Source organism: Aeromonas sp. 2MA4 (assembly GCF_029237305.1).
In the GTDB taxonomy this organism is placed as follows: Bacteria; Pseudomonadota; Gammaproteobacteria; order Enterobacterales; family Aeromonadaceae; genus Aeromonas; species Aeromonas salmonicida.
This window is the reverse complement of record NZ_JAACFY010000001.1, coordinates 229609-252257: the sequence shown is the minus strand read 5'-3', so window position 1 is coordinate 252257 and position 22649 is coordinate 229609. Positions and strand designations below refer to the sequence as shown.

Sequence of the window (22649 nt, the reverse complement as noted above, 5' to 3'; positions counted from 1 at the left end):
GCAAGATGGCTGATACCGATCAGGAACGTACCGAACAACCCACGGGCAAACGACTGCAACAGGCCCGGGAAAAAGGGCAGATTGCACGCTCCAAGGAGCTGGGTACCGCCAGCGTCCTGCTGGCAGCTGTTTTCGGTCTGCTGATGGTCAAGGAGAGTCTGGCCGGCGCCATGGTCAAGATCCTCACCATTGGCTTTACTCTGGACCGGGATCAGGCTTTCGATCCTAACGCCATGGGCGCCATGTTGCCGGCCTTGCTAAGGGAGCTTGTCTATCCGCTTGGCTTGCTGTTCATGCTGGTGGCCATAGCGGCTTTCGTCGGCAATACCCTGCTGGGGGGGATGAACTTCTCCTCCGAGGCCATGATGCCAAAGTGGAGCAAGCTGAGCCCGCTCAGCGGCATCAAGCGGATGTTCGGGGTGCAGTCACTGATCGAACTGGTCAAGTCCATTGCCAAGGTGGTTTTCATCAGTTTGTTTGCCTGGTGGATGTTGTCGAGCCAGTTCACCCATCTGCTTAATCTCTCCATGGAGGGGTTTCCCGGTGGCATCATAGATGCGCTGGACCTGCTGCTGTGGATGTTGATCATCCTCTGTTGTGCCCTCATCCCCATAGTGGCCATAGATGTACCCTTCCAGACCTGGAACCACACACGCCAGCTCAAGATGACCAAGCAGGAAGTGAAAGACGAATTCAAGGACAGCGAAGGTAAACCCGAGGTGAAGGGACGGATACGGCAGTTGCAGATGCAGATGGCGATGCGACGCATGATGGGAGATGTGCCAAAGGCTGACGTCATCATCACCAACCCGACCCACTACTCGGTGGCGCTCAAATACGACATTGCCAAGCCGGGTGCCGCGCCCAAGGTCGTCGCCAAGGGCACAGACGAAATCGCAATGAAGATCAGGGAGATAGCCAGGGAGTACGAGATCCCCATCATGCCGTCCCCGGCACTCACCCGCGCCATTTTTCACTCCACCGAGATTGGGCACGAGATCCCGGAAGGCCTGTTTGCCGCCGTGGCCCAGGTGTTGGCTTATATTTATCAGCTCAAAAAATTCCGTCGTGGCAGCGGCCGGCGCCCCAATCCGATCGCCCGTGATCTGCCCATTCCGCCTGAATTTCGCAAATGACAAACTTCTGACGCAGTCAAAATAAAATCATTTAAAATCAATGCATTGAATTGTTGGCTTGATGTTTGCTTTAATCGGACACCAGCGGTTTAAGATTGAGAAAAACGATGAAATTCCAGGCATCATTGGGCCGATTGAAAGAGCACAGGGGATTGCTGACCAAGGGGGTGGGGACACCGCTGCTGGTGCTTGGCTCCCTTGGCATGGTCGTGCTGCCCATACCGCCAATGCTGCTGGATGTCCTCTTCTCCTTCAATATTGCCCTATCCATCGTGGTCTTGCTGGTGGCCATCTATACCCGCCGCCCCCTTGAATTCGCCGCCTTCCCGACCGTCCTGCTGATTGCAACCCTGCTGCGGCTGGCGCTCAACGTGGCGTCAACCCGGGTGGTCTTGCTGGAAGGCCATAATGGCAGCGCGGCGGCCGGTCATGTGATCGAGGCCTTTGGTAACGTGGTGATCGGCGGCAACTATGCGGTCGGTATCATCGTCTTCACGATCCTGATGATCATCAACTTTGTGGTCATCACCAAGGGCGCCGGACGTATTGCTGAGGTGAGCGCCCGTTTCACCCTGGATGCCATGCCCGGCAAACAGATGGCCATCGACGCGGACTTGAACGCTGGTCTCATCAACCAGGAAGATGCCAAAAAACGTCGGCAAGATGTGACTCAGGAAGCCGACTTCTACGGCTCCATGGACGGTGCCTCCAAATTTGTGAAAGGGGATGCGATAGCAGGCATCATGATCCTCTTCATCAACATCATCGGCGGCTTCATCATTGGCATGATGCAGCATCAGCTCACATTCGGTGAGTCGGCCGAAATATATACCCTGCTCGCCATCGGTGACGGTCTGGTTGCCCAGATCCCCTCCCTGCTGCTCTCCATCGCCGCTGCCATCATAGTGACCCGGCAGAATACGGAACAGGACATGGGCACGGCGGTGCTGGGTCAGTTGTTTGACAATCCCAAGGCGCTGATTATTTCGGCAGGTATTCTGCTGTTGATGGGGATAGTGCCAGGCATGCCGCACTTTGCCTTCCTGAGCCTGGGAGCCATTTCAGCCACCGGTGCCTGGTGGCTGCTGCGCCGTGAGAAGCGTGCTGCGGCCAAGGCCGCCAAGGGCGAGCTGATGCCTGCTACCTCAGAGCAGCCTCATGAGCAGAAAGAGCTGAGTTGGGACGATGTGATGCCGGTAGATATTATCGGGTTGGAGGTGGGCTATCAGCTCATCCCTCTGGTGGATCGCAATCAGGGCGGGGAACTGCTCAACCGGATCAAAGGGGTGCGCAAGAAACTTTCCCAGGAGCTCGGCTTTTTGGTCCCTGCCGTCCACATTCGGGACAATCTGGATCTGGCGCCCAATCAATACCGCATCACCTTGATGGGGGTCAGTACCGGCGAGGCCAATGTCTACCATGATAAAGAGATGGCCATCAACCCGGGCCAGGTGTTCGGCCAGATCCAGGGCATTGCCACCCGGGATCCCGCTTTCGGGCTGGAGGCGGTGTGGGTCGCCAAGGAGCAGGTCTCCCAGGCGCAGACCCTGGGTTACACAGTGGTGGATACCGCCACCGTGGTCGCTACTCACTTGAGCCAGACCCTCTCCAACCATGCTGCCTTGCTGCTGGGGCATGACGAGGTGCAGCAACTGCTCGACATGATAGGGAAGCACCAGAGCAAACTGGTGGAAGGATTGGTTCCCGAGGTCATCAGCATGGGTAACCTGGTGAAGGTATTGCAGAATTTGCTCAATGAAGGCGTGCCAATCCGCGATATGCGCACTATCCTGCAGACCCTGGTGGAATATGCCCCGCGCAGCCCGGACCCGGAAGTGCTCACGGCCGCCTGCCGTATCGCCCTGCGCCGCCTGATAGTGCAGGAGATTGCCGGCCCGGATCCCGAGTTACCGGTGATCACATTGTCGCCAGAATTGGAACGTATATTGCATCAATCCCTGCAGGCAGGGGGTGGTGATGGCGCTGGCATAGAGCCGGGCCTGGCGGAGCGGATGCAGCGCTCGCTGGTGGAAGCCACTCAACGACAAGAACTGGAAGGCCAACCGGCCGTGCTTCTGACATCAGGGATACTGCGCAATACCCTGGCGAAATTTGTCAAGAATGCCATTCCTGGATTACGCGTTCTGTCTTATCAGGAAGTGCCTGATGACAAGCAAATCCGTATCGTCAGTGCGGTAGGACAGAACTAGTTAGCGGAGATGACGGGTGAAGATTAAGCGGTTTTTTGCCAAGGATATGAGAACGGCGCTGGCTGAGGTCAAGGAGACTCTCGGGCCCGATGCCGTCATCATGTCCAACAAGAAAGTCACGGGAGGGGTGGAGATAGTCGCTGCTGTCGATTATCAATCCCAGGTTCCGGGACCCAAAGATGCGCCGGTTCGCCGTCAGTTGAACGATGAGAGCGTCAATATCTCGTCTGCCGGACGGCAGATGACGCGCCCTGTGCCCACCCCGGCCAAGGAACAGAACGAACACTATGCCGATACCCTGGCCGCGCTGCTGGCACGCCAGCAGAAGCTGAATCCATCCAACCCGGCCGGTCTAAACGGTGGGGCCCCGATGGCGGCTGCCGGATCCGCGCCTCGCACCCTGGCCGAACAGGGCCAGTGGGGAGCGGCGCCCGAGCCTGCCAAGCCCAAAGCCAGAGTGGCGACCCCGGGTCGTGCTCCCCAGCCTGCGCCGCGAGAGCAGGAGATGGAAGGGATGCGCAAGGAGATGGCCAGCATTCGCAAGCTGCTGGAGCACCAAATCTCCGGACTGATGTGGCAGGAAGTGGAACGCCGTGAACCTATGCGGGCCCTGCTCATCAAGGAACTCAAGAAGATAGGCTTTGACGATGCGTTTGCCGATCAGCTGGCGGGCCTTATCCCTGAGGATATGTCCATCCATCAGGCCATGGCCCAATTGGCCGAGGTGCTGACCGCCCAGCTCAAGATCAGCGAAGACGACATTTTACGACAGGGTGGGGCCGTTGCCCTGCTCGGACCGACCGGGGTGGGCAAAACCACCACCATCGCCAAATTGGCGGCGCGGTTTGCCATGAAGTATGGCGCCGAGCAGGTGGCGCTCATCACCACGGACAACTACCGGATTGGTGCCCATGAACAGTTGCAGACCTATGGTCGCATCATGGGGTGCCCGGTTCGGCAGGTTCGGGATGCAGAAGAGCTGGCCAATGCCCTCTATCAGTTCCGCCATCGTCGGCTGGTACTCATCGATACCGCAGGGGTCGGGCAGCGGGATATACGGTTGACCGAGCAGCTCGATACCCTGGTGAAAAATGCCAAGGTTCGCATCCGCAGCTACCTGGTGATGTCAGCCACTTCCCAGCGTCGGGTGATGCAGGAGGCGGTGGACCATTTCCGGCGTATTCCATTAAGCGGCTGCATACTTACCAAATTGGATGAGAGTCTGAATCTGGGCGAAGTGATTAACGTGTGTATCCAGAATGCATTACCTATCAGCTATATCACTGATGGACAAAGGGTTCCGGAAGATATTCAAGTTGCCAATGCGGCGCAGCTCGTCGGGGCTGCCATGGGCTCGCTGGAGCAGGAAACAGAAGAACCCTATTTCTGGGGGGCAGGCTTTGGCGAGGCCGAAGATTCGGAGTTTTATGAGTAACATACATATGGATCAGGCGAGTGGTCTGCGCAAAATGCGTCAAAACAATCGAGTAAAAGTGATCGCCGTTTCCGGTGGCAAGGGTGGCGTGGGCAAGACCAACGTGACCCTGAACGTGGCGGGTGCCATGGCTGCCCAAGGCAAACGCGTGATGGTGCTGGACGCCGACCTTGGCCTTGCTAACGTTGACGTCATGCTGGGGCTGCGGGTACACCGCAACCTCTCCCATGTGCTGGCCGGCGAGTGCACCATAGACGACATCATAGTCGAGGGGCCCTACGGCATGATGATAGTGCCGGCGACATCCGGTACCCAGTCCATGGTGGAGCTCTCTCCGGTGCAGCATGCCGAACTTATCCGCGCCTTCAGCGAGATGAAGACCCAGGTCGACATCCTGATGGTGGATACGGCGGCGGGCATTTCCGAGATGGTGCTGAGTTTCACTCGCGCCGCTCAGGACATCATGATAGTGGTGTGCGACGAGCCAACCTCCATCACGGATGCCTACGCCCTCATCAAGATCCTCTCCAAGGATCACGGTGTTTTTCGCTTCAAGGTGGTGGCCAATATGGTGCGCAGCCTGCGCGAAGGGCAGGAGCTCTATGCCAAGCTGACCCGGGTAACCGACCGGTTTCTGGACACCTCGCTGGAGCTGGTGGCCTGCGTGCCTTACGACACCAACCTGCGGGCTGCCGTGCGCAAGCAGAAGCTGATCGTCGAAGCCTTCCCCAAGTCGCCTGCAGCGCTGGCGTTTCGCGCCCTCGCCAACAAGGCGGCAAGCTGGCCCATTCCTAACCAACCCGGCGGGCATCTCGAATTTTTCCTGGAAAATTTGCTGCAAAAGCCGGTCATAGCACAGGAAGGTTCCCGTGAATAAAGCCCAAGCGTACTTGCGTCATCAGGATTCCTATGTGCTGGTCGAGCGTCATGCTCCACTGGTGAAGCGGATTGCCCAGCATTTATTGGCTCGCCTGCCAAGCAGTGTCTTGCTGGATGACCTGATCCAGGCAGGTATGATTGGGCTGCTCGAAGCTTCCCGCAACTTTGACGGCAGCAAGGGCGCCAGCTTTGAAACCTACGCCGGGATCCGCATCCGTGGCTCCATGCTAGATGAGATACGGCGGGGCGACTGGGTGCCGCGTTCCGTGCACCGCAACAGCCGTGCCATCGCCGAAGCCATCGAAAATGTTGAACAAGCGCACGGCCGTGATGCCCGCGATACCGAGGTGGCGGTCCAGATGGGGGTCAGTCTCGGCGAGTATCACACCATGCTGCAGGATGTCTCCTGCGGCAAGATAATCGGCATCGAGGACCTGGGGGTCAGCGAGGATGTGATTGGTCATCCCGACGATGCTGGAAGCAACAGTGGTTTTGACGAACTGGCAGCCGAGCGTTTTCAAGGTGCTCTGGCCGAACACATTGGACGCTTGCCGGAACGGGAAGCGTTGGTACTCTCCCTTTACTACGATGAAGAACTGAACTTGCGTGAAATAGGCGAGGTATTGAACGTAAGCGAGTCTCGTGTGAGCCAGATACACAGTCAGGCAATGCACAGATTACGCGCTCGTTTAAGAGATTGGCATGTATAAGTGTTTGTACTAGCTACACTGAAACAAAACTCTAAGGCATAATCCGCAAAACAAAACCTGCGATCTGCATCATGTAAGTGAGCCGCTATGGCGGCTATTTAGGAGGGAATTTTGGACAAGAACATGAAAATCCTCATTGTTGACGATTTTTCAACGATGCGCCGGATTATCAAGAACTTGCTGCGTGACTTGGGATTTAACAATACCCACGAAGCAGATGACGGCAACACGGCCTTGCCAATGTTGAAAAATGGTGATTATCAGTTCGTGGTCACCGACTGGAACATGCCCGGTATGCAAGGTATCGACTTGCTCAAGGCAATTCGCGTCGATGACAAACTCAAGCATCTGCCGGTGCTGATGGTAACGGCTGAAGCCAAGCGCGAACAGATCATTGAAGCCGCCCAAGCGGGCGTCAATGGCTATATCGTCAAGCCTTTCACCGCTGCAACGCTCAAAGAGAAACTCGACAAAATCTTTGAACGAATCGGCTAAGGAGCAGCAGGGATGAAGGCCAAAACGAGTGCAATGATTTCGCTCGATCAGGCAAGGATGCTTGTTGCCCATCTTGAGCAAGGCGAATTTGAACAGGCTGATACCATCATTGCTGATGCATGTGCCCCCAATGCCGCCGCTCTGTTTGACAAAGTGGGTCAACTGACCCGACAACTGCACGATTCCCTACAGGATTTCCGGCTGGATCCGCGGATCCCCGACCTGGCGACCCATGATATTCCCGATGCCCGGGAGCGTCTCAGCTACGTTATCGACATGACTGACAAGGCAGCCAACCGCACCATGGATGCGGTGGAAGCCAGCCTGCCGATTGCTGACCGACTCAATGACAACATTCAGCTGGTACTGCCTAACTGGAATGCCCTGATGAGCAGGGACATGAATGTCGGACAATTTAAGTCTTTATGTCACCAACTGGATGATTTTATTAAGGCTTCTGAATCTGATGCCGATAAATTACGTCAACTGCTGACAGAAATCCTGATGGCGCAAGATTTTCAGGATTTGACTGGCCAGATGATCCGCAAGGTCATCAAGCTGGTTCAGGAAGTTGAAACAAAATTAATAGAAATGCTGACTATGTTTGGTGAGGCTGCGGCTGAGCATTCATCTCAACGCCTTCCTGTAAGCGGGATTGAAGCCGAAGGCCCCATCATGAACCCTGAGACGCGTTCCGATGTGGTCAATGGTCAGGATGATGTGGACGATCTGCTGTCTAGCCTGGGATTCTAATGGAGTGACGCATGGCCTTCGAAGTTGATGAAGACATACTGCAAGACTTTTTGGTCGAAGCATCCGAAATATTGGAACAGTTGTCCGAACAACTGGTCGACTTGGAAAAGCGACCCGATGACAAGAATCTGTTGAATGCCATATTTCGAGGCTTTCATACCGTTAAAGGCGGCGCCGGTTTTCTCTCTCTGGGGGAATTGGTAGACGTCTGTCACGGTGCCGAAAACGTGTTCGACATCTTGCGCAATGGCAAGCGAACCGTCACTGCCGAGTTGATGGATGTCATTTTGCAGGCACTGGACGCCATCAATGTGATGTTCGCCCAGGTGCAGAATCGCGAACCACCAAGCCCTGCATCCGCCGAAATCCTGCATGATCTGCATGAGCTCTGCAAGCCCGAGGGGCAAGAGCAGCTGCTGACTGCCTCCGCTGGTAATAATGCCCCTGCCCAGGGGGAAGAACCGGTTGAGACTGCTGCCGTGGCTTCCGAACCCGAGACGGTTGCTACACCATTGCCCGTCAATGGTGGCGGCTCCATCGATGAAATCTCTGCCGATGAGTTTGAGCGTTTGCTCGATGAATTACATGGTGCTGGCGGCGCGCCGACCCCGGTTGCCAATTCCATATTGACCGGCACCGGTGACATCACCGATGACGAATTCGAAGCCTTGCTCGACCAGTTGCATGGTCAGGGTCAGCATAGCGGTGCCCTCGAGGTCAACCCCTTGACGTCGGTACAAAAAGAAGTCGACGAACTTATCGATGACGATGAGTTCGAACGTCTGCTTGATGAGCTGCATGGTCGTGGCCAGGGACCGAAAACCAGTATCACGCCACCTGCAGCACCGGTAGCAACCGCCCCAACACCAGCAGCTCCGGTGAGCGCTGCCCCCGCGGCCAAGCCGATGCCTGCGCCGGCACCAAAACCCGCCGCCGCGCCGGCTGCTGCCGCAAAACCGGCACCAGCCCCCGTCAAACAACCGTCAGCACCGGCAGAAAATGCAGTGCAAAGCGATACCACGGTTCGAGTAGATACCAAGACATTGGACGTCATCATGAACATGGTGGGTGAGCTGGTGCTGGTTCGTAATCGTCTGGTGAGCCTCGGCATCGCCAGCAACGATGAAGACATGTCAAAAGCGGTTGCCAATCTGGACGTGGTGACGGCCGATCTGCAAGGCGCGGTAATGAAAACCCGCATGCAGCCCATCAAAAAAGTATTTGGTCGCTTCCCGCGCGTCGTGCGCGATCTGGCCCGTACTCTCAAGAAAGACATTGAGCTGGTGATGGTCGGGGAAGAAACTGACCTGGATAAAAACCTGGTCGAGGCCCTGGCCGATCCGCTGGTTCACCTGGTGCGCAACTCCTGTGACCATGGGGTCGAGATGCCGGATGTTCGTGAAAAAGCGGGCAAGCCACGTCAGGGCACCATTACCCTGAGTGCCTCCCAGCAGGGTGACCACATCCTGCTTTGTATCGAGGATGATGGTGCCGGCATGGATCCGGAGAAGCTCAAGTCCATCGCCATCAGCCGTGGTGTGCTGGATGCAGACAGTGCGGCTCGTATGAGTGACAACGATGCATACAACCTGATTTTTGCGCCTGGTTTCTCTACCAAGTCAGAGATATCCGATATCTCAGGCCGTGGTGTCGGTATGGATGTGGTGAAAACCAGTATTGTGAGCCTGAATGGCTCCGTCTATATCGATTCAACCTGGGGTAAAGGGACCCGCCTCGAGATCAAGGTGCCTTTGACGCTTGCTATCTTGCCGACGCTGATGGTGGAAGTGGGTGAACAGACGTTTGCCTTGCCGCTGGGGTGTGTGAACGAGATTTTCCATCTGGACCTCAAAAAGGCCAACGTGGTGGATGGTCAGCTCACTATCATAGTGCGTGACAAGGCCATTCCGCTCTTTTACCTGCACAAGTGGCTGGTGAAAGGGACGAACAAGAAATCACGGCAGGATACGGGCCATGTGGTGATAGTGCAGATTGGCACCCAGCAGATAGGTTTTGTCGTGGATAACCTGATTGGCCAGGAAGAGGTGGTGATCAAGCCGCTGGACAACCTGTTGCAAGGAACCCCTGGCATGGCCGGGGCCACCATCACCAGTGATGGTGGTATCGCACTCATTCTGGATGTGCCGAGTCTGCTCAAAGCGTATGCGCGTAGACATTGATAGCTCAGGCCCAAGGAGTTAGAAAAATAACAATGGCAGTCAAGGTACTAGTTGTCGACGATTCGAGCTTCTTCCGCCGCCGGGTCAGTGAAATCATCAATCAGGATCCCATGCTGACGGTGATAGACACGGCCCAGAATGGACGGGAGGCAGTAGACAAAGCGCTGGCTCTGCGGCCTGATGTGATCACCATGGACATAGAGATGCCCGTGATGGATGGCATCAGCGCCGTACGCGAGATCATGGCCAAGTGTCCCACTCCGATCCTGATGTTCTCCTCTCTGACCCATGAAGGGGCCAAGGCCACGCTCGATGCGCTGGATGCTGGTGCCCTCGACTTTCTGCCCAAGAAATTTGAAGACATTGCCCGTGACAAGGACGAGGCGATCAGGCTGTTGCAACAGCGGGTCAAGGATATTTCGCGCAAGCGCTTCCTGATGGCGGCGCCGGCTCGAGCCAAAGCGCCGGAACCTGCGGCTCGCAGCCCATTGGGCAGTTCGCTGTCACGTCCTGGTGATCGTCAGGCCGAGCCACAGCGGAGTGTGCCGGCGGCGGCGTTCAAGCGCAGTGGCAAGACTTATCAGTTGGTGGCTATCGGTACCTCCACCGGCGGTCCGGTTGCGTTGCAAAATGTGTTGACCAAGCTGCCCGGTGATTTTCCTCACCCCATATTGCTGATCCAGCATATGCCGGCGACCTTTACCGCCGCCTTTGCCGCTCGTCTCAATGGCCTGTGCCAGATCGGGGTCAAGGAGGCGGAAGATGGTGATGTACTCAAACCCGGTCATGCCTATCTGGCGCCCGGTGGCAAACAGATGCTGCTGGAAGGGCGTGGTGTCGGTGCCCGTATCCGGATTGTCGAGGGTAACGACAAGGTCAACTACAAGCCTTGTGTCGATATTACCTTTGCTTCAGCGGCCAAAACCTATGCCGACAAGGTGCTTGCCATCGTGTTGACCGGCATGGGGGCCGATGGCCGGGATGGCGCTCGCCTGCTCAAGGAGCAGGGGTCAACCATCTGGGCTCAGGATGAAGCGTCCTGTGTCGTATATGGTATGCCGCAAGCCGTTGCCAAGGCGGGTATCGCCACTGAGTCACTGCCGCTGGATCGGGTGGCACAGCGTATCCTGGTTGAGCTGGGTCGCTAAAGATGGGCATGTTCGGCCTGATCCTGGCGTTGGGAGCGATTGCCATTGCCCAGTTGTGGCATGGCGGCACCCTGCTCACCCTGCTCGATGGCCCTGCCTTTGTCATCGTAGTGGGTGGCACCTGGGGCGCGGTCATTTTGCAGACACCGCGCAAGTATCTGCTCGAAGCAATCAGGCAGTTGCGCTGGATGTTGATTCCTCCTGCTTGGGATCTGCTCAATCAAGCCGAGCGGCTGCAGGGATGGGCGGTATTCGCCCGCCAGCAGGGACTGCTGGCACTGGAAAATCAGGCCGATCAGGAGAGTGACGAGTTCACCCGTCAGGGCCTCACCATGATAGTGGACGGGGTATCGATAGAGGATATCCGCATGTTGCTGGAAGCGGACATCGATATCGAGCAGGAGCGCAACGAGCACTCCGCCCGTGTCTTTGAGGCGATGGGGGGATATAGTCCGACCATTGGCATCATAGGTGCCGTGATAGGTCTGATCCAGGCCATGTTCAATCTGGAAGATCCCGCTGCTCTTGGTGCCGGAATTGCCGTTGCCTTTGTTGCCACCATCTATGGGGTCGGCTTTGCCAACCTCTTTTATCTACCGATTGCCAATCGTCTGCGCGCCTTTCACTATCATTACGCTCTGTTTCAGGAGATGACGCTGGAAGGTTTGATGGCGATTGCTCACGGCGAAAATGGCCCGCAGGTTGAACGGCGGTTGAAGGCTTATCTGAAAGGAGAGTAGCCATGCGCAAGCGCTATCGTTTGCACCTGCAAGGTCGAGAGCACCTCGATCGATGGCTGGTTTCCTATGCCGACTATATGACGCTGATCTTTGCCTTGTTCGTGGTGCTCTACTCGGTGGCGCAGGTCAACAAGGACAAGTATCGCGCCGTCATTGATGGCATGACTCAGGCTTTCAGCGTCATGCCGCCACGCAGCGATGGCTTGCTGGAAGGGCAGGGGACATCCCTGTTGAACGGCGAGGTCTCTGCCACATCTGCAGTGCTGGAGAGTGCCAGACAAGACTCCCCTTCGATTGCTCCCATCTCTGGTGTCCCCATCAAGCAAGATGGTACGACTCTTGCGACGATAGATACCCAATTGCAGGAAAACATGGGCTCACTGGTGGAGGCGGGGGTAGTCAAGCTCACGCTGGATGACAACTGGTTGACGATAGAGCTGAGCTCTGGACTCTTGTTTGGCAGTGGCAGTGCCTTTATGAGTACTAATGCCGAGCCTGTGCTCAATACTCTTTCAAGTATTCTCAAACCGGTCGATAACTATGTGAGAGTGCGAGGCTACACAGATAACCAGCAGATAAATAATGAAATTTTCCGTTCCAACTGGACGTTGTCAGCGGCAAGAGCGGAGGCCGTGCTCACGGCTCTCATCGCCAAGGGGGTTGCCCCCCAGCGGCTTGCTTACGAGGCCTACGGCGAGTTTTCTCCCTTTGCCGGGAATGACAGCGAGCAGGGGCGTTTACAGAATCGCAAGGTGGTGGTCGCTATTTCCAAGTTCGCCTGGGTGCCACCCGCCCCCGCTCCCGTCAAGCCTGTGACGGTGGAGCCGGTTCCCGCAGTACAACAGGCAGTCGAGGCAGGCGAGGTCAAGGTGATCACTCTGCCAGGTGGTGGCATACGTATAACAACAAGGCAGGATTGATACAGTGATTGTTTGGACGGTTGCCAACCAAAAAGGTGGGGTCGGTAAAACCACCACAGTGGTCTCGTTAGCCGGTATTCTGGCTCAGCGCGGACAGCGTGTGCTATTGATTGACACTGACCCCCATGCTTCCTTGACTGCATATCTCGACTTTGATTCAGACCGGCTGGACGGCACTCTCTATGAGTTGTTTCAGGCTGCCAAACCTACTGCCGAGCTGGTCAATAAACTGACGCTGAGAACCAAATTCGACAATATCCATCTTCTGCCGGCTTCCATCACATTGGCTACTCTGGATCGGGTGATGGGAAACCGGGAAGGGATGGGATTGGTGATCAAGCGTGCCCTGCTGCGTATTCAGGATCAGTATGACTATGTGCTCATCGATTGCCCGCCGGTGTTGGGCGTCATGATGGTCAACGCTCTGGCGGCCTGTGATCGGATACTGGTACCGGTACAAACCGAATTCCTGGCTCTCAAGGGGCTGGAGCGGATGATGAAAACTTTCGAAATCATGCAACGCTCCAAGCGGGAGAAGTTCCGCTTCACCGTGATCCCTACCATGTTTGACAAGCGAACCCGCGCCTCCCTGATGACCCTGAAGTCCATCAAGGAACAACATGGCGATGCCGTATGGAACGCCGTCATCCCCATCGATACCAAGTTTCGGGATGCCAGCTTGCTCCACATTCCCCCTTCTATTTATTCGCCGAGCAGCCGCGGCACTTATGCCTATGAGACTTTGCTCAACTATCTTGATGCCCAGGAGCGTCAACGTGCTCATGAGGTGACATCATGAGAGACACTACTCAAGTGAGGGCAATGGATGATTACTTTCATTCCCTGTTGCTGGATGAGGTCCTGCAGACGGAGCCGTCAGAAGCGCTTGAACCTGCTCCTGTGATCTTGTTGCAACGCCAGCCTCTGGCTGCTCCCGAGGTAGTCGTTCAACCCTATCTGGAAGCGGATGAACGGCTCGAACAGCTGAGCGAGTTGCTCGCCCAAGTGGGTCAGGTGCAGTTTGAAATGGATGCCCTGAGCCATGAAGAGGTCGTCAGCGAGCCCTTGCAGATCGAGGCTGAAGATGCCTTGTTGCCGGTTGAGCCCGTCTGGCCAGAGGAGATGCCGGCCCCGGTGGTGGCCGAACCGTCAACGCTGGTGATGACAGAAACGATGGTAGAGCTGGCGCCTCAAGAAGAGGTGGCACCATCGACCTGGGAAAACATCGATACCGGCAAGGAATTTCAGGCGCTCTTCTTCGAAGTTGCCGGCGTCACCTTTGCAGTGCCCCTGACCGAGCTTGGCGGGATCCATCAGATGGGCGAAGTCTCGTCACTGTTTGGTCAGCCCGACTGGTATCGTGGCATCATGACTTCCCGCGAGCAGAAGATGAACGTGGTGGATACCGCACAGTGGGTGATGCCGGGTCAGCATCTGGAGATACCGGATTACAAGTATCTGATCATGTTGGGTGAATCTCCCTGGGGGCTCGCCTGCCATCATCTGAAAGGCACGGAGTTATTGCATCGTGATCAGGTCAAATGGCGCCATCAGGAGGGTAAACGTCCCTGGCTGGCTGGCATGGTCAAGGAGAAGATGTGCGCCCTGCTGCATGTCAGGGAGTTGCTCCTGTTGCTGGAGCGCGGGGTCAACATAGAAGGTCGCTGATAACTTCTGCATTTGTGCTGTTTTATTGCTAGTTTTACCAGTAGACGTTTTCATAAAAGGAATAAAAACATGACAGAAAAGCGCAATATTGCACAGAATCTGGCCGAAGATGAAGTGCTGCAATGGGTCACCTTCCAGCTGGAAAATGAAACCTACGGCATCAACGTGATGCAGGTGCAGGAGGTGTTGCGCTACACCGAAATCGCCCCTGTGCCGGGTGCGCCCGAGTATGTGCTAGGTATCATCAACCTGCGCGGCAATGTGGTGACTGTCATCGACACCCGTTCCCGTTTCGGTCTGCCTTCCGGCGATGTGAGCGAGAACTCGCGCATCGTCATCATCGAGGCGGAGAAGCAGGTGATTGGTATCATGGTCGACAGCGTGGCCGAGGTGGTCTATCTGCGTTCCTCCGAGATTGATGCCGCCCCTGCAGTGGGTACCGAAGAGAGCGCCAAGTTCATTCAGGGTGTCAGCAACCGTGATGGTCAACTGCTGATCCTGGTCGATCTGAACAAGCTGCTCTCCGATGAAGAGTGGGAAGATATTGGTTCCCTCTGATAGAAAGGTGATGTTTTGATTATTGAAATAGCTGCCTTGGGGGTGTCCTTGTTGGCGTTGGTGCTGGCCCTGTACGGGGTGATCAGTAGTCGACGTGGTCAACGAGAGTCCGAGGCCAGGGTGGAGACGCTGCAAGGCCAGCTCGAGAGTCTACGCAAGCAGATGATGGAACTGCACACGGGGGCCATCGGCATGGGCCAGCGTTTGCAGTCGGTCGAAGGGGCCATGCAGCAGGTCAACGATCGCCAGCAGGAGCTGACCCTGCAGGATCCGGAACGCCGCCTTTACAGCCGTGCCGCCAAGATGGTCGAGCTGGGTGCCGACCTCGACGAGGTCATGAACGAGTGCGAATTGCCAAAGGCCGAGGCTGAACTCTTGATTTCATTGCGAAAAGGCCGCTCATAAATCATCGGGAAGGCGCTCGCCTTCCTGATTTTCATCTCCCGCTTTGCGCGCCGAAAAGGCGGGATCTTCCCCACAAATCCTGCTGATAATTGGCATCTTTGAAAAGACGCATTCTAATACTGTGTTAATATGCAGGCCGCCTCTTTTCATCTGATTACATCCTCATGCTGCTTCAAGTTAACAATCTGAGCTGCGTGCGTGAAGATCGCACTCTGTTTGAACACCTCTCCTTTGTGGTGGCTCCCGGCGATCTGGTGCAGATTGAAGGTCCCAACGGTGTGGGCAAGACCAGCCTGTTGCGCCTCTTGACGGGTCTGTCCCAGCCGTTTGCCGGTGAAATATGCTGGAATGGCGAAAATATCCGCCACTGTCGCGATGAATATCATGCCAACCTGCTCTATCTGGGCCATCAGCCCGGTGTCAAGGCGGCGCTGACACCGCTCGAAAATCTCGCCTTCTATCAGAAACTGCATCATCCGACCCAAACCGGGGTGGATCTGTGGCGAGTGCTGGCCCAGGTCGGGCTTGCCGGTTTCGAGGACAATCCTAGCGGGCAACTCTCCGCCGGTCAGCAGCGCCGGGTGGCACTGGCAAGGCTTTGGCTCAGTGATAAACCGGCGCTCTGGATCCTGGATGAGCCCTTTACCGCCATCGACAAGCAGGGGGTCAAGGTACTGGAACGCCTCTTCCTGGCCCACGCCGAGCGGGGAGGCATGGTGATCCTCACCACCCACCAGGACATGACTCTGATGCAGGGACGGTTACAGACCCTGTCGCTGACCCCTTTGCTGCAGGAGTAGCTTGATGTTGCGCGCCGTAATCCAGCTTATTCACCGCGAGTTGCTGATGGCTCTGCGCCAGCGCTCCGACATTTTAAACCCGCTCTGGTTTTTCCTGATCGTCATTACCCTGTTTCCCCTCGGCATAGGCCCCGAGCCCAAGCTGCTGGCTCGCATTGCCCCTGGCATCATATGGGTAGCCGCCTTGCTGGCGGCCATGCTCTCCCTTGAGCGACTGTTTCGGGATGATTTCAGCGATGGGGCGCTTGAGCAGATGATGCTGATGCCTCATCCCCTCGGGCTGCTGGCGCTGGCAAAAGTGATCGCTCACTGGTTGCTGACCGGACTGCCACTGTTGCTGATCTCACCGCTGCTTGCCATCCTGTTGTCGCTGGACATGAACTCCTATCTGGCCGTGGTCGCGACCCTGGCGCTGGGAACCCCTGTGCTGAGTCTGCTCGGGGCCGTCGGCGTCGCCCTGACGGTGGGGCTGCGCAAGGGCGGTGTCTTGCTGAGCCTGTTGATCCTGCCGCTCTATATTCCGGTACTGATTTTTGCCACCTCCGCCATCGATGCGGCGGGGATGGGCTTGCCCTATGCTGGCCAGCTCGCTATTTTGGCCGCCATGCTGGTGGGGGCTTTGACCCTGACTCCGCTGGCAGTATCGGCGGCGCTCAGGGTCAGCCTGAACTGACGATGGACATGAGCACAGGGCTCCTGATGGGTCATTGTGGAAAAATAATGTTGCGATGGATCAAGAAGAGGGTCGCTTATTGCTTTCGGGGTATTTGATGTCACCCTGAGGTCAGTATGGTAGGCCTCGCCAAACAATTAATAACAAAAAGGTTTTGTGAGCTATGTGGAAATGGTTGCACCCTTACGCTAAACCCGAGCGAGCCTATGGGCTGGCAGGGACCTTGCTGCCCTGGTTTGCCGTGACAAGTCTGCTGTCATTTATCATCGGTACTGTCTGGGGGCTGGCCTTTGCACCGGCCGACTATCAGCAGGGCGACTCCTTCCGGATCATCTATATCCATGTGCCCTCCGCCATTCTCTCCATGGGGGCCTACTCCACCATGGCAGTGGCCGCCTTTATCGGGCTGGTGTGGCAACTGCGAATGGCCGACATGACGGTGGCGGCCATTGCGCCGGTCGGCGCCGTGTTCACCTTTATTGCGCTGTTTACCGGTGCTGCCTGGGGCAAACCCATGTGGGGCACCTGGTGGGTATGGGATGCGCGCCTCACCTCGGAGCTGATCCTGCTGTTTCTCTATCTTGGTGTGATCGCGCTTTACAATGCTTTCAGCGACAAGGTGGCGGCGGGCCGCGCCGCTGGCATTCTGGCACTGGTGGGGGTGATCAACCTGCCCATCATTCACTACTCGGTGGAGTGGTGGAACACCTTGCACCAGGGTGCCAGCATCACCAAGTTTGACAAACCCTCCATTTCCCCCGAGATGCTGTGGCCGCTGCTCATCATGATACTGGCGTTTGCCGCCTTCCTCGGAGCCCTGACCCTGATGCGTTTTCGAAACGAGCTCTTGATGCGGGAGTGGCATCGCCCCTGGGTCAAAGATATTGCCGAGCAGGAGAAGTAAGCATGCACTTTGCCTCTTTCAGTGACTTCATGGCGATGGGCGGTTATGCCTTCTATGTCTGGCTCTCTTTTGGTCTGACCCTGATCTGCCTGGTTGGCATCGTCATTTCCACCCGTATAAAAACCCGCAGCCTGCTTGGCGAGTTGCGTAGCAAACAGGCGCGAGAGGCCCGCCGCAAGGCGGCCCAGCAGATGGAGAACACCCTATGAACCCGAGACGCAAGAAACGCCTCACCATCATACTGGCGATCAGTGCCGGTTTGGCCGCCGTGATCGGCCTGGTGCTCTACGCCCTCAGCCAGAACATCGATCTCTTCTACACCCCGAGTGAGCTGGTAGAAGGCAAGGGACCGGACAAGATCAAGCCCGAAGAGGGGCAGCGTCTGCGTATTGGTGGGCTGGTGGTACCGGGTTCAGTGCTGCGAGATCAGCAAAGCCTCAAGGTAGCCTTCAAGCTGGTGGATAATGGCGGACATCTGGTGACCGTCGAGTTTGACGGCATACTGCCGGACTTGTTCCGGGAAGGGCAGGGCATAGTGGCCCAGGGTACTCTCAAGAACGCCACTACGGTGGAGGCATTCGAGGTGCTGGCCAAGCACGATGAAAACTACATGCCGCCGGAAGTGGCCGATGCCACCAATGGTATGCATTTCAAGCCGGAATATACCGAGGCGCAGTTGAAAGGAGCCAAACAATGAGTCTGGCTACCCGCTCACCGTTTTCATCGTTTCTTACCCGCGCACAGGTGTGTGCTGTCACTCAACCTGAAGGAACTCTGAAATGATCCCGGAATTAGGGCAGTTTTCACTGATCCTGGCCTTTGCCACCGCCATCTTGCTGGGGGTTTATCCCTTGCTCGGTGCCCAGTGGGGGCGCCTTGGCATGATGTCGACCGCCCGCCCGCTGGCTTATGCCCAGTTTTTGCTTCTGTTGCTGTCGTTTCTGTGCCTGACCTGGGCCTTTATCGACCACGACTTTACCGTGCAGTATGTGGCCACCAACTCCAATACCCTCTTGCCACTGGCGTATCGGATCTCTGCCGTCTGGGGGGCCCATGAGGGCTCCTTGCTGCTTTGGGTACTGACGCTGGCAGGCTGGACGGCGGCGGTGGCCCTGTTCAGCCGCAGCCTGCCGCTCGATGCGGTGGCGCGGGTGCTCGGGGTTCTGGGGCTTATCTCGGTTGGTTTCACTGCCTTCGTGCTGTTTACCTCCGACCCTTTCACCCGGACCCTGCCTTACTTCCCTGTGGATGGCCGCGATCTCAACCCCTTGTTGCAGGATCCGGGTCTTATCTTCCATCCGCCCATGCTCTACATGGGGTATGTGGGCTTCTCGGTCGCCTTTGCCTTTGCCATCGCCTCCCTGATGACGGGGCGTCTCGACGCCACCTGGGCGCGCTGGTCCCGTCCCTGGACCATGGCGGCCTGGGTCTTCCTGACCTTGGGCATAGTGCTTGGCTCCTGGTGGGCTTATTACGAGCTCGGCTGGGGTGGCTGGTGGTTTTGGGATCCGGTAGAAAACGCCTCCTTCATGCCCTGGCTGGCAGGTACTGCCCTGCTGCACTCGCTGGCGGTAAGCGAGAAGCGGGCCACTTTCAAGGCCTGGACAGTGCTGCTGGCACTCTCCGCCTTCTCCCTGAGCCTGCTCGGCACCTTCTTGGTGCGTTCCGGCGTATTGGTGTCGGTGCATGCGTTTGCCTCCGACCCGACCCGCGGCCTGTTCATTCTGGGCTTCTTGCTGGCGGTGATCGGCAGCTCGCTCTTGTTGTTCGCCTTCAAGGGCTCGCAGGTGAAGAGTCACGGCAAGCATGAGCTGTGGAGTCGCGAGACCCTGCTGCTCGGCAACAACATCATGCTGGTGGCGGGTCTGTTGACCGTGTTGCTCGGCACCCTGTTGCCGCTGGTGCACAAGGAGCTGGGACTTGGCAGCATCTCCATCGGTACTCCCTTCTTCAACCACATCTACAGCTGGCTGATTATTCCGTTTGCCCTGCTGATGGGGGTTGGCCCGCTGTTTCGCTGGCGCCGTCAGGGGCTGGGCGAACTCAAGGGCAAGGTGATCCTCGCCCTGGTTCTGAGTCTGGTCTCCGCCATCTTGCTGCCACTGTGGCTGGCCGAGGAGTTCAAGCCTTGGGCTGCTGTGGGAATTGGGCTGGGGACCTGGATCATCATCACCAGCATCCAGGAGACCTGGGTACGCGCCACCCACAAGCACTCCTTCGCTACCGGGGTGCGCAAGCTGGGCAACAGCCATTGGGCCATGATCCTGGGTCACGTGGGGCTGGCCGTCAGCATCATAGGTATCGCCTGTACCCAGAACTACAGCATCGAAAAAGATCTGCGCATGCAGGCCGGTGACAGGGTGCAGTTTGCCGATTACGAGTTTGTTTTCACCGGCATTCGGGAAAAGAATGGCCCCAACTACGACGGCTTCAAAGGTGTGCTGGAAGTTCACAAAGATGGCAAGCAGGTGGCCCTGCTCAAACCCGAGAAGCGGATGTACACAGTGAGCCGGATGCCGATGACGGAAGCGGCGATTGACGCCGGTTTTACCCGGGATCTCTATGCAGCGCTCGGCGAGCAGCTGGACAACGGCGCCTGGGCTGTGCGGATTTATTACAAACCCTTCGTGCGCTGGATCTGGTTCGGTGGCGTCTTCATGGCTATTGGCGGCGTGCTGGCCATGCTGGACAAGCGTTACCGTTTTGGCCGTCGTGAAGAGGAGGCCAAGGAATGAACAAGAAAACCTGGCTGTTTCTGATCCCCTTCATTATTTTTCTGTTGGGTGCTGTCTTCCTGTTCAAAGGGCTCTATTCCGACCCCACCAAGCTCGAGTCAGTGATGGTGGACAAGGAAGTGCCCGTGTTCACCCTGCAGGACATCTATGACCTGAACAAGCAGCATGATCGCAGCATCCTCAAGGGGCGCCCCATGCTGCTCAACGTCTGGGCTACCTGGTGCCCGACCTGTTACGGCGAACACACCTACCTCAAGCAACTGGCGGAGCAGGGCATCCCCATCGTCGGCATGAACTACAAGGATGAGCGGGGCAAGGCCATCCGCTGGTTGACCGAGCTTGGCAATCCCTATCAGGTCAATCTTTATGACCCGGATGGCATGCTGGGGCTGGATTTGGGGGTCTATGGGGCACCCGAGACCTTCTTTATCGACAGTCAGGGCATCATTCGCTATCGCCATGTGGGGGATGTGAATCCACAAGTCTGGGCCACTACCCTCAAGCCCATCTTCGAGTCCATGAAATGAGAAGGCGCCTGATGAAAACACTGATTGCCTCCCTGCTGTTGCTGGCAGGATTGGGTGGCGCAGGACCGGCTCTGGCTGCGATTGATGTCTATACCTTTGACACTCCCGCGCAAGAGCAGACTTTTCGCGAGCTGACCCGCGAGTTGCGCTGTCCCAAGTGTCAGAACCAGGACATCGCCGATTCCAATGCAGGGCTTGCCAAGGACTTGCGGGACAAGACCTACCAGATGGTACGTGAGGGCAAGGAGAAGCAGGAAGTGGTGGACTACATGGTCGCCCGCTACGGCAACTTCATTTTGTATAATCCGCCGCTGATGGCGTCGACCCTGATCCTCTGGTTCGGCCCGCTGTTGGTCATCGTCATTGGCGCCGTCACTGTGGTGGTGCGCAGTCGCCGTCGTCCCGTCATGGCCAAACAGGCGGATGGCGCCCTGAGCGCACAGGAGCAGGAACGTCTGGCTGCCCTGCTCAAAGAGGAAGAGAAACAATGACCGCATTTTTGATTGTGATCGCGGCCTTGCTGGTGTTGGTGAGTCTGACCCTGGCGATGCCGTTGTGGCGTGGTGAGGGCAAGCAGAGCATCAGCCGTTCGGCTCTCAACAAGCAGCTTTATCGTCAGCGTTTGCTCGAAATAGGCGAAGAGCGCGAGCAAGGAATATTGGCGGAGGAGCCCGAATCCCTGGTCGAGCTGCAACGCAGCCTGCTGGATGACATCCCCGATGTGGAGCAGAGCGCCCGTGGCGGCAAGAGCCTGATCTGGATCCCGGGTGTGCTGGTGCTGGTGGTGGTGAGTCTGGGGCTCTATTACAAGCTGGGCGCCTGGCAGGAAGTCCAGCGCTGGCAGGATGCCAGCAGTCGACTGGGTGAACTGAGCAACCGCATTCTGGTCGAACGGGATGCCCAGGTGACCGAGCAGGACCTGCTGGACTTCATGCTGGCGTTGCGCACCCGGCTGAAAGACGAGCCGAATGATTACCGTGGCTGGCTGCTGCTGGGTCGTTTGTCGCTGGATGGCAATGATCCTGACATGGCCCGCGAGGCCCTTGAGCGCGCCTATGATCTGGCGCCGCAGAAGACCATGGTAGCCGTGCCCTACGCCCAGGCGCTGATGATGACGGGGGATGACGCCCAGGCCGATGAGCTGCTGCGTAGCGCCATCGCGCTGGATCCGGCCAACATAGAGGCCCGCTCCGTCTATGCCTTCATGGCGCTGCAAAAAGAGGACTTCAAGACAGCGCTGATGCGCTGGCGCGAGATGCTGCCGCTGATGGAGAAGGGCTCGACCCGCTATGCCATGGTGGAGCGCTCCATCGACTATGCCGAGCAGCAGTTGAAACAGCGTGGCATAGCGGTGACGACCCCTGGTGCAGCCCACAAGAGTGATGAGCAGGGGCAACAGCTGGAGGTGAAGAAAGGGGAGTTTCCGATCCATGTCACCCTGGCTGCCGGCATTCAGATGCCGGAAGATGCTCATCTGTTCGTTTTTGCCGTGGTGCCCAATGGACCGCCCATGCCCATCGCCGTGAAGCGCATCGCAGGACCCACTTTGCCTGTCACCCTTTCCCTGGGGGATGGCGATGCCATGATGGAGGGCAGCAAGCTTTCCGCCTATCCGCAACTGCAGTTCAAGGCACGGCTTTCTCGCGGCGGCAACGTGATGAACAAGGAAGGGGCGTTCGAAGGGGTATCGACATCTATCCCGACGGATGCGATTCCTTCAGCGCCGATTGACATCCGTATCGATCACGCCCTCTAATACCCCTTTGCCCCGCC

General features: G+C 57.1%; 25 protein-coding genes. 24 read left to right on the top strand and 1 reads right to left on the bottom strand.

Annotated elements, in window-relative coordinates:
- Positions 1–5 precede the first annotated feature (5 nt).
- The 15 genes from flhB to GWQ31_RS01145 all read left to right on the top strand — a co-directional run bounded on the left by flhB (position 6) and on the right by GWQ31_RS01145 (position 15237).
- Positions 6–1136, top strand: coding sequence for a flagellar biosynthesis protein FlhB (flhB, locus tag GWQ31_RS01215; protein ID WP_265462458.1), 1131 nt, complete (start codon positions 6–8; stop codon positions 1134–1136).
- A gap of 107 nt (positions 1137–1243) precedes the next feature.
- Positions 1244–3346, top strand: a complete 2103-nt coding sequence (gene flhA, locus GWQ31_RS01210) for a flagellar biosynthesis protein FlhA (RefSeq protein WP_275908455.1) — start codon at positions 1244–1246, stop codon at positions 3344–3346.
- Between the two features lie 16 nt (positions 3347–3362).
- Positions 3363–4781 carry a flagellar biosynthesis protein FlhF gene (gene flhF / locus GWQ31_RS01205; protein WP_021138444.1) on the top strand — a complete coding sequence of 473 codons (1419 nt, stop codon included), beginning with the start codon at positions 3363–3365 and terminating at the stop codon, positions 4779–4781.
- Entirely contained in the window at positions 4774–5658 is an 885-nt protein-coding gene (locus tag GWQ31_RS01200) for a MinD/ParA family protein (RefSeq protein WP_034523505.1), read from the top strand. The genes flhF and GWQ31_RS01200 overlap by 8 nt, the downstream gene beginning before the upstream one ends.
- Positions 5651–6370: an RNA polymerase sigma factor FliA gene (locus tag GWQ31_RS01195; protein WP_021138445.1), complete on the top strand. Its 720-nt coding sequence runs from the start codon at positions 5651–5653 to the stop codon at positions 6368–6370. Before GWQ31_RS01200 ends, GWQ31_RS01195 begins: the two co-directional genes overlap by 8 nt.
- A gap of 111 nt (positions 6371–6481) precedes the next feature.
- On the top strand, positions 6482–6865 hold the full coding sequence (gene cheY / locus GWQ31_RS01190) for a chemotaxis response regulator CheY (protein ID WP_005319295.1): 384 nt from the start codon (positions 6482–6484) through the stop codon (positions 6863–6865).
- Between the two features lie 12 nt (positions 6866–6877).
- Entirely contained in the window at positions 6878–7618 is a 741-nt protein-coding gene (locus GWQ31_RS01185) for a protein phosphatase CheZ (RefSeq protein WP_005319293.1), read from the top strand.
- A gap of 11 nt (positions 7619–7629) precedes the next feature.
- Positions 7630–9798 (top strand): chemotaxis protein CheA, encoded by a 2169-nt coding sequence (locus tag GWQ31_RS01180; RefSeq protein WP_265421138.1) that lies wholly within the window; start codon positions 7630–7632, stop codon positions 9796–9798.
- 32 nt (positions 9799–9830) lie between these two features.
- The gene (locus tag GWQ31_RS01175) at positions 9831–10946 is read left to right on the top strand and encodes a chemotaxis response regulator protein-glutamate methylesterase (protein WP_125596671.1); all 1116 of its coding nucleotides are present in this window, start codon (positions 9831–9833) and stop codon (positions 10944–10946) included.
- Between the two features lie 2 nt (positions 10947–10948).
- Complete coding sequence (locus GWQ31_RS01170) at positions 10949–11686, top strand: flagellar motor protein (RefSeq protein WP_034524367.1); 738 nt, start codon at positions 10949–10951, stop codon at positions 11684–11686.
- A gap of 2 nt (positions 11687–11688) precedes the next feature.
- Positions 11689–12606 carry a flagellar motor protein MotB gene (locus GWQ31_RS01165; protein ID WP_265462460.1) on the top strand — a complete coding sequence of 306 codons (918 nt, stop codon included), beginning with the start codon at positions 11689–11691 and terminating at the stop codon, positions 12604–12606.
- 4 nt (positions 12607–12610) lie between these two features.
- Positions 12611–13405 carry a ParA family protein gene (locus GWQ31_RS01160; RefSeq protein ID WP_275906674.1) on the top strand — a complete coding sequence of 265 codons (795 nt, stop codon included), beginning with the start codon at positions 12611–12613 and terminating at the stop codon, positions 13403–13405.
- Entirely contained in the window at positions 13402–14274 is an 873-nt protein-coding gene (locus GWQ31_RS01155; RefSeq protein WP_275906675.1) for a chemotaxis protein CheW, read from the top strand. The genes GWQ31_RS01160 and GWQ31_RS01155 overlap by 4 nt, the downstream gene beginning before the upstream one ends.
- Before the next feature lie 69 nt (positions 14275–14343).
- On the top strand, positions 14344–14832 hold the full coding sequence (locus tag GWQ31_RS01150) for a chemotaxis protein CheW (RefSeq protein WP_005298836.1): 489 nt from the start codon (positions 14344–14346) through the stop codon (positions 14830–14832).
- 18 nt (positions 14833–14850) lie between these two features.
- Positions 14851–15237: a DUF2802 domain-containing protein gene (locus tag GWQ31_RS01145; protein ID WP_043134707.1), complete on the top strand. Its 387-nt coding sequence runs from the start codon at positions 14851–14853 to the stop codon at positions 15235–15237.
- Here the strand turns inward: GWQ31_RS01145 and GWQ31_RS01140 are convergent.
- Positions 15232–15387, bottom strand: coding sequence for a hypothetical protein (locus GWQ31_RS01140; protein ID WP_155601922.1), 156 nt, complete (start codon positions 15385–15387; stop codon positions 15232–15234). The genes GWQ31_RS01145 and GWQ31_RS01140 overlap by 6 nt on opposite strands.
- Before the next feature lie 14 nt (positions 15388–15401).
- Between GWQ31_RS01140 and ccmA the strand changes: the two genes are divergently transcribed.
- The 9 genes from ccmA (at position 15402) to ccmI (ending at position 22632) form a co-directional block, all read left to right on the top strand.
- Positions 15402–16037 (top strand): cytochrome c biogenesis heme-transporting ATPase CcmA, encoded by a 636-nt coding sequence (ccmA, locus tag GWQ31_RS01135; protein ID WP_275908454.1) that lies wholly within the window; start codon positions 15402–15404, stop codon positions 16035–16037.
- Positions 16038–16041: 4 nt separating this feature from the next.
- The gene (gene ccmB, locus GWQ31_RS01130; protein ID WP_021140844.1) at positions 16042–16710 is read left to right on the top strand and encodes a heme exporter protein CcmB; all 669 of its coding nucleotides are present in this window, start codon (positions 16042–16044) and stop codon (positions 16708–16710) included.
- Positions 16711–16873: 163 nt separating this feature from the next.
- On the top strand, positions 16874–17614 hold the full coding sequence (locus GWQ31_RS01125; protein WP_275908453.1) for a heme ABC transporter permease: 741 nt from the start codon (positions 16874–16876) through the stop codon (positions 17612–17614).
- Between the two features lie 2 nt (positions 17615–17616).
- Entirely contained in the window at positions 17617–17823 is a 207-nt protein-coding gene (ccmD, locus tag GWQ31_RS01120; protein WP_005319258.1) for a heme exporter protein CcmD, read from the top strand.
- Positions 17820–18311 carry a cytochrome c maturation protein CcmE gene (ccmE, locus tag GWQ31_RS01115; RefSeq protein ID WP_005319256.1) on the top strand — a complete coding sequence of 164 codons (492 nt, stop codon included), beginning with the start codon at positions 17820–17822 and terminating at the stop codon, positions 18309–18311. Before ccmD ends, ccmE begins: the two co-directional genes overlap by 4 nt.
- An 82-nt stretch (positions 18312–18393) precedes the next feature.
- Positions 18394–20349 (top strand): heme lyase CcmF/NrfE family subunit, encoded by a 1956-nt coding sequence (locus GWQ31_RS01110; RefSeq protein ID WP_275908452.1) that lies wholly within the window; start codon positions 18394–18396, stop codon positions 20347–20349.
- Complete coding sequence (locus GWQ31_RS01105) at positions 20346–20876, top strand: DsbE family thiol:disulfide interchange protein (RefSeq protein ID WP_275908451.1); 531 nt, start codon at positions 20346–20348, stop codon at positions 20874–20876. Before GWQ31_RS01110 ends, GWQ31_RS01105 begins: the two co-directional genes overlap by 4 nt.
- A gap of 11 nt (positions 20877–20887) precedes the next feature.
- Positions 20888–21367 (top strand): cytochrome c-type biogenesis protein, encoded by a 480-nt coding sequence (locus GWQ31_RS01100; RefSeq protein WP_275908450.1) that lies wholly within the window; start codon positions 20888–20890, stop codon positions 21365–21367.
- Entirely contained in the window at positions 21364–22632 is a 1269-nt protein-coding gene (ccmI, locus tag GWQ31_RS01095; RefSeq protein ID WP_275908449.1) for a c-type cytochrome biogenesis protein CcmI, read from the top strand. The genes GWQ31_RS01100 and ccmI overlap by 4 nt, the downstream gene beginning before the upstream one ends.
- Positions 22633–22649 lie beyond the last annotated feature (17 nt).